Source organism: Streptomyces malaysiense, assembly GCF_000980885.2.
In the GTDB taxonomy this organism is placed as follows: Bacteria; Actinomycetota; Actinomycetes; order Streptomycetales; family Streptomycetaceae; genus Streptomyces; species Streptomyces malaysiense.
The window spans coordinates 156,102-172,006 of sequence record NZ_LBDA02000039.1; the positions used below are offsets into that span (position 1 = coordinate 156,102).

Annotated in this window: 13 protein-coding genes; 9 read left to right on the forward strand and 4 right to left on the reverse strand. The window is 73.3% G+C overall.

From position 1 onward, the window contains the following. Positions 1 to 23: 23 nt before the first annotated feature. The gene (gene paaK / locus VT52_RS18125; RefSeq protein ID WP_046422446.1) at positions 24 to 1,334 is read right to left on the reverse strand and encodes a phenylacetate--CoA ligase PaaK; all 1,311 of its coding nucleotides are present in this window, start codon (positions 1,332 to 1,334) and stop codon (positions 24 to 26) included. 169 nt (positions 1,335 to 1,503) lie between these two features. Here paaK and VT52_RS18130 point away from each other — a divergent pair, with 169 nt between their 5' ends. Continuing rightward, the gene (locus VT52_RS18130; RefSeq protein ID WP_046422543.1) at positions 1,504 to 2,340 is read left to right on the forward strand and encodes an alpha/beta fold hydrolase; all 837 of its coding nucleotides are present in this window, start codon (positions 1,504 to 1,506) and stop codon (positions 2,338 to 2,340) included. Here VT52_RS18130 and VT52_RS18135 read toward each other — a convergent pair. Beyond that, on the reverse strand, positions 2,306 to 3,958 hold the full coding sequence (locus VT52_RS18135; RefSeq protein WP_046422444.1) for an acyl-CoA synthetase: 1,653 nt from the start codon (positions 3,956 to 3,958) through the stop codon (positions 2,306 to 2,308). The genes VT52_RS18130 and VT52_RS18135 overlap by 35 nt on opposite strands. A 168-nt stretch (positions 3,959 to 4,126) precedes the next feature. On the opposite strand from VT52_RS18135, the gene VT52_RS18140 reads away from it, so the two are divergent. From VT52_RS18140 to VT52_RS18170, 7 genes are all read left to right on the forward strand, one after another. Then, positions 4,127 to 4,927, forward strand: a complete 801-nt coding sequence (locus tag VT52_RS18140; RefSeq protein ID WP_046422442.1) for a crotonase/enoyl-CoA hydratase family protein — start codon at positions 4,127 to 4,129, stop codon at positions 4,925 to 4,927. Positions 4,928 to 4,985: 58 nt separating this feature from the next. Next, complete coding sequence (locus VT52_RS18145) at positions 4,986 to 5,927, forward strand: Zn-ribbon domain-containing OB-fold protein (RefSeq protein WP_046422441.1); 942 nt, start codon at positions 4,986 to 4,988, stop codon at positions 5,925 to 5,927. Next, a complete protein-coding gene (locus VT52_RS18150; RefSeq protein WP_046422440.1) occupies positions 5,924 to 6,973 on the forward strand; it encodes a thiolase domain-containing protein in 1,050 nt (349 codons plus the stop codon). Before VT52_RS18145 ends, VT52_RS18150 begins: the two co-directional genes overlap by 4 nt. Beyond that, positions 6,970 to 8,136 carry a thiolase domain-containing protein gene (locus VT52_RS18155; RefSeq protein ID WP_046422438.1) on the forward strand — a complete coding sequence of 389 codons (1,167 nt, stop codon included), beginning with the start codon at positions 6,970 to 6,972 and terminating at the stop codon, positions 8,134 to 8,136. Before VT52_RS18150 ends, VT52_RS18155 begins: the two co-directional genes overlap by 4 nt. A gap of 83 nt (positions 8,137 to 8,219) precedes the next feature. After that, entirely contained in the window at positions 8,220 to 8,462 is a 243-nt protein-coding gene (locus VT52_RS18160) for a DUF397 domain-containing protein (protein ID WP_046422437.1), read from the forward strand. A 145-nt stretch (positions 8,463 to 8,607) separates the two neighbouring features. After that, on the forward strand, positions 8,608 to 9,525 hold the full coding sequence (locus tag VT52_RS18165) for a universal stress protein (RefSeq protein WP_046422435.1): 918 nt from the start codon (positions 8,608 to 8,610) through the stop codon (positions 9,523 to 9,525). Between the two features lie 634 nt (positions 9,526 to 10,159). After that, the gene (locus VT52_RS18170) at positions 10,160 to 10,657 is read left to right on the forward strand and encodes a hypothetical protein (RefSeq protein WP_046426219.1); all 498 of its coding nucleotides are present in this window, start codon (positions 10,160 to 10,162) and stop codon (positions 10,655 to 10,657) included. A 13-nt stretch (positions 10,658 to 10,670) separates the two neighbouring features. Here VT52_RS18170 and VT52_RS18175 read toward each other — a convergent pair whose 3' ends face one another. Together VT52_RS18175 and VT52_RS18180 are read right to left on the reverse strand one after the other, a co-directional pair. Continuing rightward, positions 10,671 to 12,641 (reverse strand): N-acetylmuramoyl-L-alanine amidase, encoded by a 1,971-nt coding sequence (locus VT52_RS18175; protein WP_046426218.1) that lies wholly within the window; start codon positions 12,639 to 12,641, stop codon positions 10,671 to 10,673. Between the two features lie 352 nt (positions 12,642 to 12,993). After that, complete coding sequence (locus tag VT52_RS18180; RefSeq protein ID WP_046426217.1) at positions 12,994 to 14,136, reverse strand: aminoglycoside phosphotransferase family protein; 1,143 nt, start codon at positions 14,134 to 14,136, stop codon at positions 12,994 to 12,996. A 246-nt stretch (positions 14,137 to 14,382) separates the two neighbouring features. Between VT52_RS18180 and VT52_RS18185 the strand changes: the two genes are divergently transcribed. Then, positions 14,383 to 15,876, forward strand: a complete 1,494-nt coding sequence (locus tag VT52_RS18185; RefSeq protein ID WP_046426215.1) for a DNA-binding protein NsdB — start codon at positions 14,383 to 14,385, stop codon at positions 15,874 to 15,876. The last annotated feature ends 29 nt before the right edge of the window (positions 15,877 to 15,905 follow it).

The following is a 15,905-nucleotide window of genomic DNA, read 5'->3' on the forward strand; positions in this document are numbered from 1 at the left end:
GCGGCGTCCGTCCGTTCCGCCGCTCACCCCTGTCCGGTGTCGCGCGGCCGCAGGTCCACGATCCGGCGGATCTTGCCGACCGAGCGCTCCAGCGACTCCGGCTCCACGATCTCCACGTCCACCGACACCCCGATGCCGTTCTTCACCGCCGCCACGATGGACCGGGCCGCCGCCTCCCGCGTCTCGGGCGTGGCACCCGGGCGCGCCTCGGCCCGCACGGTGAGCGAGTCCATCCGGCCCTCACGGGTCAGCCGCAGCTGGAAGTGCGGGGCCACCCCCGGCGTGCGCAGCACGATCTCCTCGATCTGGGTGGGGAACAGGTTCACCCCGCGCAGGATCACCAGATCGTCGCTGCGCCCGGAGACCTTCTCCATCCGCCGGAACACCCGCGCGGTGCCGGGCAGCAGCCGGGTCAGGTCCCGGGTCCGGTACCGGACGATCGGCATGGCCTCCTTGGTCAGCGAGGTGAACACCAGCTCGCCCCGCTCACCCTCCGGCAGCACCTCACCGGTGACGGGATCGATCACCTCCGGATAGAAGTGGTCCTCCCACACGGTCAGCCCGTCCTTGGTCTCCACGCACTCCTGCGCCACTCCGGGCCCGACCACCTCCGACAGCCCGTAGATGTCGACGGCGTCGATCGCGAACCGCTCCTCGATCTCCCGCCGCATCTGCTCCGTCCACGGCTCGGCCCCGAAGATCCCCACCCGCAGCGAGGTCGTACGCGGGTCCACGCCCTGCCGCTCGAACTCGTCGAGCAGCGTCAGCATGTACGAGGGCGTCACCATGATCACGGCCGGTTCCAGGTCCTGGATCAGCTGCACCTGCCGCGCCGTCATGCCACCGGACGCGGGGACGACCGTACAGCCGAGCCGCTCCGCGCCGTAGTGGGCACCGAGCCCGCCGGTGAACAGCCCGTACCCGTAGGCCACGTGCACCACGTCACCGGGGCGCCCGCCCGCCGCCCGGATGGAGCGGGCGACCATGTCGGCCCACATGGACAGGTCGTTCCCGGTGTAGCCGACCACCGTCGGGCGGCCGGTGGTGCCGCTGGAGGCGTGCAGCCGGCGGATGCGCTCCCTGGGCACCGCGAACATCCCGAACGGGTAGTTCTCCCGCAGGTCCGCCTTGGTGGTGAAGGGGAACCGGGCGAGATCCTCCAGCGAACGGCAGTCCTCCGGGCGGATCCCCGCCTTGTCGAAGGACTCCCGGTAGAACGGCACCTGCTCGTAGGCGTGCCGCAGCGAGGCGCGCAGCCGCTCCAGCTGAAGTGCCCGCAGTTCCTCGGGGCCGAGCCGTTCGCCCGCGTCCAGCAGCTCCCGCGCGTCCGCCATCGGCACGTCTCCTCACCATGACATTCCGGACGACCGATCATTCGGTCGAACTGTTCGGGGCCAGTAATTCAGGCCAGAGGGGTTTCGGACAAGGGGGCTGCGGAGATTTGTCGTGCCGCCTGCGGAAATGCCTTGCGGCCGGGCGCGCCGGAGCGGGATTCTCATGCCCATGCCGACCTTCACCACGGCCGACGCCACCCGGCTCGCCTACCACCTGCGGGGCGAGGGCGAACCCCTCGCCGTCCTGCCGGGCGGCCCCATGCGCGCCTCCGCCTATCTGGGGGACCTCGGCGGGCTGACCGCGCACCGCCGCCTGGCCCTGCTGGACCTGCGGGGCACCGGCGACTCGGCGGTGCCGGCCGACCCGGCGACGTACCGCTGCGACCGCATGACCGAGGACGTGGAGGCCTGGCGCGACCACCTCGGCCTCGACCGTCTCGACCTGCTCGCCCACTCCGCCGGTGCGGCCCTGGCCATGCTCTACGCGGCCCGCCACCCCCAGCGGATCGGGCGCCTGCTGCTGATCACCCCGAATCCGTCCGCCCTCGGCCTGCGGGCCACGGCCGAGGACCGGCTCGCCGCGGCCGGGCCCCGGGCGCACGAGCCGTGGTTCCCGGAGGCGTACCCTCCCTTCCGTGCCTGGCTCGCGGGCGAGGGGGGCTTCGACGACAGGTTCCTGCCCTTCTTCCACGGCCGCTGGGACGACACCGCGCGGGCCCACGCGGAGGCGGAGCCGGCACAGACCGACGACGAGGCCGCCGGCCGGTACTTCGCCGAGGGCGCCTTCACCCCGGCCGCGACCCGCGCCGCCCTCGCCGAACTCGCGGCCCCGGTCCTCGTGTACGCGGGCGCACTCGACGGTGGGCCCCGCCCGGACCTCGCCCGCCGGGTGGCCGCCTGCTTCCCGAACGCCGAGGTCAGTGTCCAGCCGGGCGCCGCCCACTATCCGTGGCTGGACGATCCGGAGGAGTTCAGGAGGCGGGTCGCCGGGTTTCTCGACCGGTGAGCCGGCTCCCGGCCGCCGCCTGAGCCACCTCCCGCGCCCAGCGGTAGTCCGCCTTGCCGCTCGGCGAGCGGCGGATCGCCTCGGCGAGGACGAGCTGGCGGGGGATCTTGTATCCGGCCAGCCGGGTGCGGCAGTGGCTCCGCAGATCGGACAGGGAGAGGCGGGGCGCGCCCGTGCGGAGCTGCACCACGGCCGCCACGTGGTTGCCCCAGGTGGCGTCCGGCACCCCGGCGACCAGGGCGTCGTACACGTCCGGATGCGCCTTGAGGGCTTGCTCGACCTCCTCGGGGTAGACCTTCTCGCCGCCGGTGTTGATGCACTGGGAGCCCCGGCCGAGCACGGTGAGGACGCCGTCCGTGCCGACGGTGGCCATGTCGCCGAGCAGCACCCAGCGCAGCCCGTCCCGCTCGAAGAAGGTCTCGGCGGTCTTCCGCGGGTCGTTGTAGTAGCCGAGCGGGACATGACCGCACTGCGCGACACGCCCGGTCCCGCCCGGGGCGACCGGCTCACGGGTCACCGGATCGACCACCCGGGTACGGGAGTTGACCCGCAGCCGGAAGCCGCGCTCGGGCCCGGAGTCCTCCGTCGCCGTGCCGTTGAAACCGGACTCGGAGGAACCGAAGTTGTTCAGCAGCACCGCGTTCGGCACGAGCGCGGCGAACTGCCGGCGCACCGTCTCCGACATGATCGCGCCGGAGGAGGAGACGCTGAACAGGGCCGAGCAGTCGGTGCCCTTCATGGGTCCGTTCAGCGCGTCGATCAGCGGGCGCAGCATCGCGTCGCCGACCACGGACATGCTGGTGACCTTCTCCCGCTCGACCGTGCGCAGCACCTCCTCGGGCGCGAACCTGCGGTGCAGCACGACGCGTTGCCCGAAGTTGAAGCCGATGAAGGCGGTGAGCGTCGAGGTGCCGTGCATGAGCGGGGGAGTGGGGAAGAAAGTGATGCCGGCGCCGCCCGCGGCGACCCGCTCGGCCAGCTCCTCGGGCGCCTTCACCGGCTCACCCGTCGGCGCCCCGCCGCCCAGGCCCGCGAAGAACAGGTCCTCCTGACGCCACATCACACCCTTCGGCATACCGGTCGTGCCACCGGTGTAGATGATGAACTGGTCGTCGCCCGACCGGCCTTCGAAGCCGCGCCGCGGCGAACCGGACGCCTCGGCGCGCGCGAAGTCCGCCGCCCCGCCGATCCCCGCCGGACCCGGTCCCACCCGCAGCAGCCGCCGCAGCCCCGGCGCGCGCGGCGCCGCCGCGGCCACCCGGTCCTCGAACTCCGCGTCGTAGACCAGCGCCACCAGATCCGCGTCCCGGTAGAGGTACACCAACTCCTCTTCCACATAGCGGTAGTTGACGTTCACCGGAACGATCCGCGCCTTCAGGCAGGCCAGCACCGTCTGTACGTACTCGACGCCGTTGTACAGATGCAGGCCCAGATGCTCCCCGGGGCGGATCCCGCTGTCGGCGAGGTGATGCGCGAGCCGGTTGGCCGCCGCGTCCAGCCCGGCGTACGTCAGCCGGCGTTCCGCCCCCGTGCCGGGATGGTCGAGATACACGAGCGCCTCGCGGTCCGGCACCGCGTCGACCACCGACTCGAACAGGTCGGCAAGGTTGTACTCCACCGCTCCTCCTGACCCCGTCGGTCCGTCCGGCCATCAGCAGAGCAAAGCCCGCCGGAACTGGGAAGGCCCAGGAGCAAAAGAAACTGACTGCTCGTCAGAAAAGCCTTGAAGTGCCCGGCCGTCTCCTGCAACCTGTTCTCGTTCTCACCGAACCGAGGGGAGAGGCCCATGGGCGGGACGGAACACCTCACCGTGCGGCGCGAGGGCGCCACCCTGGTGCTCACGCTCGACCGGCCCGAAGCCAGGAACGCGCTGTCGCTGCCGATGCTCGTCGGCCTCTACGACGGCTGGCTGGAGGCCGACGCGGACGACACCGTCCGCTCCATCGTGCTCACCGGTTCCGGCGGCTCCTTCTGCTCCGGCATGGACCTGAAGGCGCTGGCCGGCGACGGCATGCGGGGCCAGGCGCACCACGACCGGCTGAAGGACGACCCCGACCTGCACTGGAAGGCGATGCTGCGCCACCACCGCCCCCGCAAACCGGTGATCGCCGCCGTCGAGGGCCACTGCGTCGCGGGCGGCACCGAGATCCTCCAGGGCACCGACATCCGGGTCGCGGGCGAGTCCGCCACCTTCGGCCTGTTCGAGGTACGGCGCGGACTCTTCCCGATCGGCGGCTCCACCGTCCGCCTGCAACGCCAGATCCCGCGCACCCACGCCCTGGAGATGCTGCTCACCGGCCGCCCCTACAGCGCCCGGGAGGCCGCGGACATCGGCCTGATCGGGCATGTCGTGCCCGACGGCACCGCCCTCGGCGAAGCGCTGGAGATCGCCGAGCGGATCAACGCGTGCGGCCCGCTCGCCGTCGAGGCCGTGAAGGCGTCCGTGTACGAGAGCGCCGAGATGACCGAGACCGAGGGCCTCGCCGCCGAACTCGCCCGCGGCCGGCCGATCTTCGCCACCGCCGACGCCAGGGAGGGCGCCCGCGCCTTCGCGGAGAAACGGCCCCCCGACTACCGGCGCGCCTGACCGGCGGAGCCCCGACGCCCCATGTCCTCGACCGACGCGCCCGACCCGAGGAGCCCCGATGCCCGACGTCCTCAAAGCGCCACTCGTCGTCGAATTCCCCTTCACCCGCTCCCTCGGTCCCGTCCAGCGCGCCTTCTTCACCGGCCTGCGCGAAGGCGTCGTCCTCGGGGCGCGCACCACCGCCGGACGGGTCCTCGTGCCGCCCGCCGAGTACGACCCCGACACCGCCGCGGAACTCCACGACCTGGTACCCGTCGCCGCGACCGGCACGGTCACCACCTGGGCCTGGAACCACGCCCCCCGAACCGGCCAGCCCCTCGCCCGCCCCTTCGCCTGGGTCCTCGTCCGCCTCGACGGCGCCGACACCGCCCTGCTGCACGCCCTCGACGCCCCCGGCCCCGACGACGTCCGCACCGGCATGCGGGTACGCGTCCGCTGGGCGGCCGAGCGCACCGGCGCCATCACCGACATCGCCTGCTTCGAGCCGTACGACGGCCCCCCGGAGCAACCCGCGGCGCACACCGGAGAGTTCGAGAACCCGGTCACCGGCATCGTCGCCCCCGCCCGGCTCGACTACACCTACACGCCCGGCCGCGCACAGTCCGACCACCTCGAATCCCTGGCCCGGCGCAAGATCGTCGGCGAACGCTGCCCCTCCTGTCGCAAGGTCTACGTCCCGCCCCGCGGCGCCTGCCCCACCTGCGGCGTCGCCACCGGCGAACACGTCGAGGTGGGCCCGCGCGGCACCGTCACCACCTTCTGCGTCGTCAACATCAAGGCACGCAACCTCGACATCGAAGTGCCCTACGTCTACGCGCACATCGCCCTCGACGGCGCCGACCTCGCCCTGCACGCCCGGATCGGCGGCATCCCCTACGACCACGTGCGCATGGGCCTGCGCGTGGAACCGGTGTGGACCGACGGCGCCCGGCACCCCGACCACTACCGGCCCACCGGCGAACCCGACGCCGACTACGACACCTACAAGGAGCTGCTGTGACCCGGCAGATCGCGGTCGTCGCCTTCGCGCAGAGCGACCACCGGCGCACCACGGACGAACTGTCCGAGGTCGAGATGCTGATGCCGGTCCTGCACGAGGTCCTCGCGCGAACCGGCCTGAGAACCGCCGACATCGACTTCACCTGCTCCGGCTCCAGCGACTACCTCGCCGGGCGCGCCTTCTCCTTCACCATGACCCTCGACGGGGTGGGCGCCTGGCCGCCGGTCTCCGAGTCCCACGTGGAGATGGACGGCGCCTTCGCCCTGTACGAGGCCTGGTCCAGACTGCTCACCGGGGAGGCCGACACCGCCCTCGTCTACGCGTACGGCAAGTCCTCGCCCGGCCCGCTGCGCGACGTGCTCACCCGCCAGCTCGACCCCTACTACCTCGCCCCGCTGTGGCCCGACTCCGTGGCCCTCGCCGCGCTCCAGGCGCAGGCCCTGCTCGACGCCGGGGACACCGACGAACACGCCCTCGCCGCCATCGGCGCCCGCAGCCGCGCCGACGCCACCGCCAACCCGCACGCCCAGCTGGCCGGCCCGGTGCCGCGCGGCGACCACCTCGTACGACCCCTGCGCACCGGCGACTGCCCGCCCATCGGCGACGGCGCCGCCGCGGTGATCCTCGCCGCCGGCGACCGGGCCCGGGAGCTGTGCGCGCGGCCCGCCTGGATCCGGGGCCTGGACCACCGCATCGAGCCCCACTCCCTCGGCGCCCGCGACCTGACCGACTCGCCCTCCGCGCGGCTCGCCGCCGAGCGGGCCGGCGCCTTCGAACGGCCCGTGGACACCGCCGAGTTGCACGCTCCCTTCAGCTCCCAGGAGGTGGTCCTGCGCAAGGCGCTGCGCCTCGGTGACGAGGTGTGCGTCAACCCCTCCGGCGGGGCCCTCGCCGCCAACCCCGTCATGGCCGCCGGACTCATCCGCATCGGCGAGGCCGCCGCCCGCGTCCACCGCGGTGCCTCCGACCGCGCCCTCGCGCACGCCACCTCCGGCCCCTGCCTCCAGCAGAACCTGGTCGCCGTACTCGAAGGGGATCCACGATGAGCAAGGAGCCCGTGGCCGTCGTCGGCATCGGCCAGAGCAAGCACGCGGCCGCCCGCCGCGACGTCTCGCTCGCCGGGCTCGTCCGGGAGGCGGCCCAACGCGCCCTGGACGACGCCGAGCTGGGCTGGGCCGACATCGAAGCCGTGGTCATCGGCAAGGCGCCCGACTTCTTCGAGGGCGTGATGATGCCGGAGCTGTATCTCGCCGACGCGCTCGGCGCCGCGGGCAAACCCGTGCTGCGGGTGCACACCGCGGGCTCGGTCGGCGGCTCCACCGCCCTGGTCGCCGCGAACCTCGTGGCCGCCCGGCTGCACGGCACCGTCCTCACCGTCGCCTTCGAGAAGCAGTCCGAGTCCAACGCCATGTGGGGACTGTCCCTGCCCATCCCCTTCCAGCAGCCCCTGCTCGCCGGGGCCGGCGGATTCTTCGCCCCGCACGTGCGCGCCTACATGCGGCGCAGCGGCGCCCCGGACACCGTCGGTGCGCTGGTCGCCCACAAGGACCGGCGCAACGCCCTCAAGAACCCCTACGCCCACCTGCACGAACACGACATCACCCTGGAGAAGGTGATGGCCGCGCCCATGCTCTGGGACCCCGTCCGCTACTCCGAGACCTGCCCCTCCTCCGACGGCGCCTGCGCCATGGTCCTCACCGGCCGCGCCGGAGCCGCCCGCGCGCCCCGGCCACCCGCCTGGCTGCTCGGCGGCGCCATGCGCAGCGAGCCCACGCTGTTCGCGGGCAAGGACTTCGTCTCCCCGCGGGCCGGCCGGGACTGCGCCGCCGACGTCTACCGGCAGGCCGGGATCACCGACCCGCGCCGGGACATCGACGCCGTCGAGATGTACGTGCCGTTCTCCTGGTACGAGCCCATGTGGCTGGAGAACCTGGGCTTCGCCGAGGAGGGCGAGGGCTGGAAGCTCACCGAGGCCGGGGTGACCGCGCTCGACGGCGACCTCCCCGTCAACATGTCGGGCGGAGTGCTGTCCACGAACCCCATCGGCGCCTCCGGCATGCTCCGCTTCGCCGAGGCCGCCCTCCAGGTGCGCGGCCAGGCCGGGGAACACCAGGTGCCGGGGGCCAGGAAGGCACTCGGGCACGCGTACGGCGGCGGATCGCAGTTCTTCGCCATGTGGCTGGTCGGCGCCGAGCCACCGGAGCGCTGAACCTCCTCCCCACGTGGGCTGTTGGGCACCGGGAGCGGTCGCTAGGCTGACCCGCGGACGACGACACCGGGAGGAGCACGGACGTGGCCGAGAGCACCACCCAGCACAAGCCGCTCAAGGGCTGGGACAAGCCGGATCTGGACCTCAGCGAGGCCGAGTGGCGGTCCAGCAGCCGAGGCAGGGGCGATGTCCAGATCGCCTTCGTCGAGGGCTTCATCGCGATGCGCAACAGCGAGCGGCCGGAGAGCCCCTCCCTGATCTTCACCCCCGCGGAGTGGGGCGCATTCGTCTCCGGCGCGCGGGAGGGGGAGTTCGACCTCACCTGAGGACGGTCCGCACCCGGCCTGATCTGAACCGGGGGTGTTGCGCGCCGTTTTCCGGACACGTGACCCACAGCGCCCCGCCGGGGCCGATGCCTGATGGAGGCTGGCCCCAGCAAGCGAGAAGGTCGTGTTCCGGAGGTGAGGAAGCATGAGCGCTGCGCCGGTGATCGCCGCGGTGGACGGTTCCGAGGACAGTCTGCGCGCGCTGGAGTGGGCGGCGGACGCCGCCCGTCGCCGTGCGGCACCGCTGCGGGCGGTGCACGTCCGCCAGTACGCCGCCTGGGGTCAGACCGACGTCCTGGTGGCCGGGCCGCCCGAGGAGGAGGGCGACCCCGTCCTCGACGAGGTGCGCGCCCGGCTCGCGGACCACGCGCCCGAGACCGTGGAGTACATCGCGCTGGAGGGCGCGCCCAGCGCGGTGCTGCCCGAACTCGGCGCCGACGCCCAGCTGATGGTGCTCGGCTCCCGGGGCCGCGGCGGCTTCGCCAGCCTGCTGCTCGGCTCCACCAGCCTGGCCGCCGCGCGGGACGCCGAGTGCCCGGTGGTCGTCGTACCCCCGCCCGGCCGCGAGGTGCACGGCGAGGGCCCGGCCGAGCCCGGACCCCGGGTGGTGGTCGGACTGAACGTGGACAGCCCCGACGAGGCCACGCTCGCCTTCGCCTTCACCGAGGCGGCCCTGCGCGGCGCCCGGGTCCAGGCGGTCGCCGCCTATCCGTGGCCCCTTCAGACCTGGTCGGCGCCGGGCCAGCTGGTGCCGCCCATGCCCGACGAGGAGGCCATCGCGAACGAGACCCGGGCGCTCGCCGAGGGCTTCCTCGCCCCGCACCGCGAGCGCCACCCGAGCGTCCGCGCCGACTCGGAGGTCCTGCCGGGCGACGCGGCGGGCAACCTGGTGGCCGCCTCCCGCGACGCCGAACTCGTCGTCGTCGGCCGTCACCGCCGACGCCTGCTCGCCCCGGCCCGGATGATGGGCTCCGTGACCCAGGCCGTCCTGCTGCACGCGGCCGCCCCGGTCGCGGTGCTCGCGCCGGCGCCGGGCGAGGGGGGCGTGCGGGCGGACGGGTGAGGGGAGGCGGATGCCGGTGCCGGGGGAGATCCGCCGGGGGCCGCGGCCGCCGCGACCCGGACGATCCGGGCGGGCCGCGGCGGGGTGACGCCGCTGCCCGCCGGCCGCCGGTCGTCGCCGAGCGGTCCGGGGTGCCGGAGTCGCCGTTCCCCGCACGGACCGACACCGGCCTCGGGCGTTCGGTGGGCTTCACGGACGGGGTGCGCCGGGCGCTCGGCCGGGACAGCGCGACGCCGGGGAACCCCGGGACCGGCTCGGCGAGCTGCCCGACCGGTTCTCCGGGGCGTCCGTCACCGGGGTGCGGGCCCGGCCGGCGGACGGTCCGCTGGTGCCGCCGTCCGGGCCGGCCCCGGGCGTGGGCACGGTGATCGCGGCGCGGACCGGACTGCCGCTGGTCACCGGGGAGCCGCGCGACCGGGAGCGGGTGCCGCGCGGTTCGCCCCCGGTCCGGTCCCGTGTCGCCGGAGGCGGTCCGGCACGTCAGCGGGTCCCGTGTGATCGGCCGCCCCCGTCGGGCCCCCTCCACCGACGGCCCCGCACCCCCTTCCCCACCCCGCCGGGGCCTGCCTCCGCCCGCCCCACCACCGGGTGCCCGCAGGTCACTCAGCCCTGCCGGGGCACGTACCATGGCGGCATGTCGTTCCTCCGCCGCCGCAGCGCCAATCCCGCCGGGCCCGACTTCGACGTGCTGGCCATGGACCCGGGCGACTGGCCGGGCAACCTCGGTGCGGGTCTGCTGCCCGCGCCCGACGGCACTTGTCAGGGTGTCTTCCTGCGCTACGACCTCTTCGGCGGCCGCGGCCCCGCGATGATCATCGGCAATCTGCCGCAGGGCTCCCCGGCCCGCGAGGTGGCCGGGGAGGAGATCCCCTTCGAGGTGGGCCAGCTGCTGCTGGCGCTGGAGAACGACGAGGAGGTCACCGTCGTCGGCACCGAGGACACCCCGGTGCTCCAGGGCGACAACCTCCTCATCGTGCGCCGGCTGAAGCTCTCCGAGAGCCGGATCTCCTGCGTGCAGTTCGACCGCAGCGACGGCGTCCTCGTGACCATCGCCGCCTGGGACCGGCCCATCACCGACGACCTGTACGCCCTGCTGAAGCCGCTCCCGGCGGAGCTCTTCCAGCAGGGCTGAGGCCCGGGAGCGGTCAGCTCGCCGAGTTCTCCACGGTCACGTCCGCCGCCCGGACGAACTCGACCCGGTGACCGTACTGGATCTCGTAGTACAGGTCGTCGCCCCGCACCACCTGGTGCGAGTCCGGGGTGAAGGTGACCGAGTAGTAGTACTCGCCCGGCATCTCGTCACCGACCACGTACTTCTGCCCGGCGGGGACGGTGTACGGCAGCGGCACGACCGACGGGGCGGGCACCCCCGCCGGATAGGCGGACTTCTCCGGGTAGGCACGGCCGTACACCGGGATGCTGGTCAGACCCTCCTTCGGCGTGATCACCAGTCCCTTCGCGGAGACGGCCGCCGGGTGCTTCGCCGGGTTCTGGAACCACGCCTTCTGACCGAGGTACCAGATGGCCGTCCAGTCGCCCCAGTGATCGGCGACCGCGTACTGCTGGCCGGTGGAGGCCCGCGAGGACACGTCGTTGACGTCGATCGTCGGTGTCGTACCGCGCCCGACGTCCGTGATCAGCGGCGCGTTCACATCATGGTCCGAGTACAGCCGGACCTCGCTGGAGCCGTGCGCCGCGCAGGGCTCGCCAGCCGTGGCGCAGCCCGTGTAGGCCGGCTGGTTGGCGGCGTAGTCCGGCCTGATCGTCACCAGGCCGCCCTGCCTGCCCGCGGTCTTCTTGAACGGGTGGCCGAGCAGCTGGAAGTAGTGCGCCCAGTCCCAGTAAGGCCCCGGGTCGGTGTGCATGCCGGGGATGGTGGACGCGGTCGGTCCCGGCACGTTGTCGTGGCCCAGGATGTGCTGCCGGTCCAGCGGAATGCCGTACCGCGTGGACAGGTACTTCACCAGACGTGCCGAGGACCGGTACATCGCCTCGGTGAACCAGGCGTCCGGCTCGGCGAGAAAGGCCTCGTGCTCGATCCCGATCGAGCGCGCGTTGACGTCCCAGTTGCCCGCGTGCCAGGCCACGTCCTTCGCCTTGACGTGCTGGGCGATCAGCCCGTCGGTGGAGCGGATGGTGTAGTTCCAGGACACATAGGTCGGGTCCTGGATCAGGTTCAGCACCCCGTCCCAGGTGCCCTCGGTGTCATGGATGACGATGTACTTGATCTGCTGCGACGCGGGGCGGTCGCCGAGGTCGTGGTTGCCGTAGTCGTCGTCGCCGAACTGGGCGTACGCCGCCGGGAGCCACTCGCAGGACACCGACTTCGGGCACTCGGCGCCGTCGTCCCGGACGGTGCGCAGACCGGTCCGCGACAGCTGAGCGGTGTCCGGGGCGAGACCCGGCTCGGCGGCCAGGGCGACCCGCTGCCCGGCGTCCGTGGTACGCCGCTCGCCCGTGCGCAGCACGTCGTAGACGTCGTCGGCGTACGACGCCGCGGTCGCCGTGTCGTCGGCGCCGGAGAACCGGGCCACCGCGCCGTACCATTCGGCCGGGTCCGCACTCAGCGGCTCGCCCAGCCGCCGTTGCTCGGCGGCCAGCAGGGCGGCGCCGCCGGACACGTTCGCGGCCGGGTCGGTGCGCAGCTTCGTGGCCGGGATGCCGGTCAGCCTCGCCGCTTTGGAGAGGGTCTTCAGCCGGGCCGGCAGCGCGGACTCGGCCGGCACCTTCGTTTCGGGGTGCGGTGCGGGGCGGGAGCTGTCCCCGCGGGCGTCCTCGGTGCCGTCGGCGAAGTGCTCCGTGCCGGCGATCGCGGTACGGGCGTCCGTGAGGTGCATCGGGCCGTAGCCGCCGGAGACGCTGGGCGCGCCGCCGTGGTAGTCCCAGCGGGACTGGAGGTAGGAGACGGCCAGCAGGACGCTCTGCGGCACGTGGTACTCGGCGGACGCGGAGGCGAACGCCGACTGCAGCCGGCCGGGGGAGGAGTCCGGGGCGCTCTGGGCGGGGGCCGCGCCGAACAGCGGCAGCAGCAGGGCCGCCGCGGCGAGCGGTACGGCGGCCCGCCGCAGATGTCTGTGGCCGGGCGTGGACGGGGAATCAGGGGCGGAACCTCGCAATGCGGCCTCCTGTGACGGGCGGGCGTGGCGGGGCGTGCGGCGCCGAACTGGGTCAGTGGTATCGGCTGGCCGACGATCCGTCAATAATGCAATCACCAGGGAGATTTCCCACGTCACGAAGGGTTTCGGCGAGTTTCGCAGCGGCGGTGGGCGGGCCTGCGGGGCGTCAGTGGCGTAGACCAGTGGTGCCGCGTCGCTGGTCGCGGGCGTACCGGCCTCGGGTGCGGCGGCCGTACCGGGGTCAGGTGCTCGCCGCCGAACGGCCGAAACGATTCCCCCGCGCGGCCGCACCCGTACACACGAAGGCCCGCGGCGCGCCGCCACTCCTGGCGCACCGCGGGCCCTCGCCCCTTCAGCGCGTGCCGACCGCCGCACGCACCGCCTTGCGGGCCATCTGGCAGTCGTCGTGCAGCCGTCGCAGCAGCAGCCGCTGCTCCTCGCCCGAGGGCACGGCACCCGGGTGGGGCATGCCGGGGGCCGCCGGGGGCGGGTCCTGCATCGAGCGCTGGACGGCCGTCTCGTACCGCCGGATCTCGCGGGTCAGCAGCAGCATCAGGTTGACCAGGAAGGCGTCCCGGGAGGCCGGGCCCGCCGACTGGGCGATCTGGCTGATCTGCCGCCGCGCCGCCGGGGCCTGACCGAGCACCAGCCACAGCGTGGCCAGGTCGTGGCCCGGCAGGTACCAGCCGGCGTGCTCCCAGTCCACCAGCACCGGACCCGCCGGGGACACCAGGATGTTCGACAGCAGGGCGTCGCCGTGGCAGAACTGGAGCATGGCGCCCCGCCCCACCTCCTGCGCGATGCCGTGCAGCAGCTTCTGGAGGTCGTCGAGGTCCCGGTCGGTGAGCAGCCCCGACTCGTGGTAGCGGGACATCTGTTCGGCATAGTCCAGGGGCATGTCGAACAGACCGGCCGGCGGCCGCCAGGCGTTCACCCGGCAGATCGCGCCCAGGGCCGCGCGGATGTCGGCGCGGGGCGGCGCCTCCATCGGATGCCGTTGAAGCGCCGCCACCCGGCCGGGCATCCGCTCGATCACCAGGGTGCAGTTGTCCGGATCCGCCGCGATCAGCCGGGGCGCCCTTACCGGGGGCCGGTGCCGGACGAACGAGCGGTATACGGCTATTTCGTGGCGACTCCGCTCCGCCCATGCCGGGGCGTGGTCCAGCAGGCACTTGGCGACGGCCGTGCTGCGCCCGGTGGTGCCCACGAAGAGTACGGAGCGCGCGCTGCGCCGCAGTACCTGGACCGGCGCGAACTCCGGGCAGATCCGCTGCACCGCGGCGATCGCGGTGCGCAGTGGGGCGCCCTGGGGGCCGGACAGGTCCAGTCTCCCGCTGAGCGGCGGGACGGGCTGCCCCGGGACCCGCCGGGGGCGGGGCGCGCCCAGCACGGAGCCGCCCGGACGCGCCGCCGGGTCGAGGTACGGTCCGCCGCCCGCCGGGCGGGGGCGCAACGGCCGAAGCGGGGCGGACACGGAGGACGATGCCGCGTACATGGGAGATACAGATCCCTTCGTTGCCTGCGGTGCCTGCCTGTGAGGTCCTCGCGTCAACCCGGCCCGGTCCCCGGGTGCACCCTGGGGAATGTCCCCGGTGAGACCGGGTCGGGGTGGCGCTTTCCTACCTGACACCCGATGACCCCTGGCACACCATCTGGCGCACCCTGGCGAACCCTGGCGAATAGTCGCCCGGCAACTCTCACGGGGCTACTGTCAACTCAGCCGAGAACCTGGGGGCTTGACGTGAGCGGACGACCCAACACCCGCCTTTCCGATCTGTTCGGCCTGGCCGGCTGGTCGAAGGGCGAACTCGCGAGGCTGGTCAACAGGCAGGCGGCGGCCATGGGCCACCCCCAACTGGCGACCGACACCTCCCGGGTGCGGCGCTGGATCGACATGGGAGAGATCCCGCGCGATCCCGTGCCGCGGGTGCTGGCGGCCCTGTTCACCGAGCGTCTCGGCCGTGTCGTGACCATCGAGGACCTCGGTCTGGTGCGCCACGGGCGGGCAGGGAAACGGCAGGGCGACGGGATCGAGGAACATCCCGACGGAGTGCCGTGGGCGCCCGAGCGGACCGCCGCGGTCCTCACCGAATTCACGGGAATGGACCTCATGCTCAACCGACGCGGCTTGGTGGGCGCGGGTGCCGCGCTCGCCGCGGGATCCACACTCAGCAGCGCCATGCACGACTGGCTGCACACCGACCCGGTCCTCAGGGCCGACAGCCCCGCCCTCGACGACCCCCTGCACCCCGGTCCCGCCGGTTTCGACCGTTACGAGGCCGCCCCCATCGGCTCGGAGGAGGTCGCGGAGCTGGAGCGCTCCGTCGAGGTGTTCCGGGCCTGGGACGCGGCCCGCGGCGGCGGCCTCCAGCGCAAGGCGGTGGTGGGCCAGCTCAACGAGGTGGGCGGCATGCTCGCCTACCGGCATCCCGCCCACCTCCAGCGGCGCCTGTGGGGCGTCGCCGCCAATCTGGCCGTCCTCGCGGGCTGGATGTCCCATGACGTCGGCCTGGAGCCCACGGCGCAGAAGTACTTCGTCATCGCGGCACACGCCGCCCGGGAGGGCGGTGACCGGCCGCGCGCCGGGGAAGCGCTGTCCCGGGCGGCCCGCCAGATGGTCCATCTGGGCCGGCCCGACGACGCGCTGGACCTGATGAAGCTCGCCCAGTCCGGCGGGGGCGAGCGCCTCCAGCCGCGCACGAAGGCGATGTTCCACACCATCGAGGCCTGGGCGCAGGCGGCGATGGGCAAGGGCCAGGCGATGCGCCGCACCCTCGGGCAGGCGGAGGACCTGTTCGTCGCCGACCGGGGCGACGGCGCGCCTCTCGACTGGATGCAGACCTTCAAGGCCGAGGACCTGTACGGCATGCAGGCCCTGGCCTACCGCACGCTGGCCGAGTTCGACCCGGACGCGGCCGTGCACGCCCAGCACTTCGCGGACAAGGCCCTGGCGCTGCGCGTCGACGGCAGGGAGCGATCGAAGATCTTCGACCATCTCTCCATGGCGTCGGCCTGCTTCATCGCCGACGATCCGGAACAGGCCGACCGCTACGCGCGGCTCGCCCTGATGTCGATGGGAGCGAACTCCTCACGCCGCACCTGGGACCGGCTGCGCCAGATGTACCGGCTCACCGCGGAGTACGCCGGGTACCCGAAGATCCATGAACTGCGGGAGGAGATCAGGCTCGCCCTGCCCAAGCCGAGGAGCAAGGGCGCCGACAGCGCGCAGGCGTAGGGGGCCGCGCGTCGCGTTCCCTCATTCCG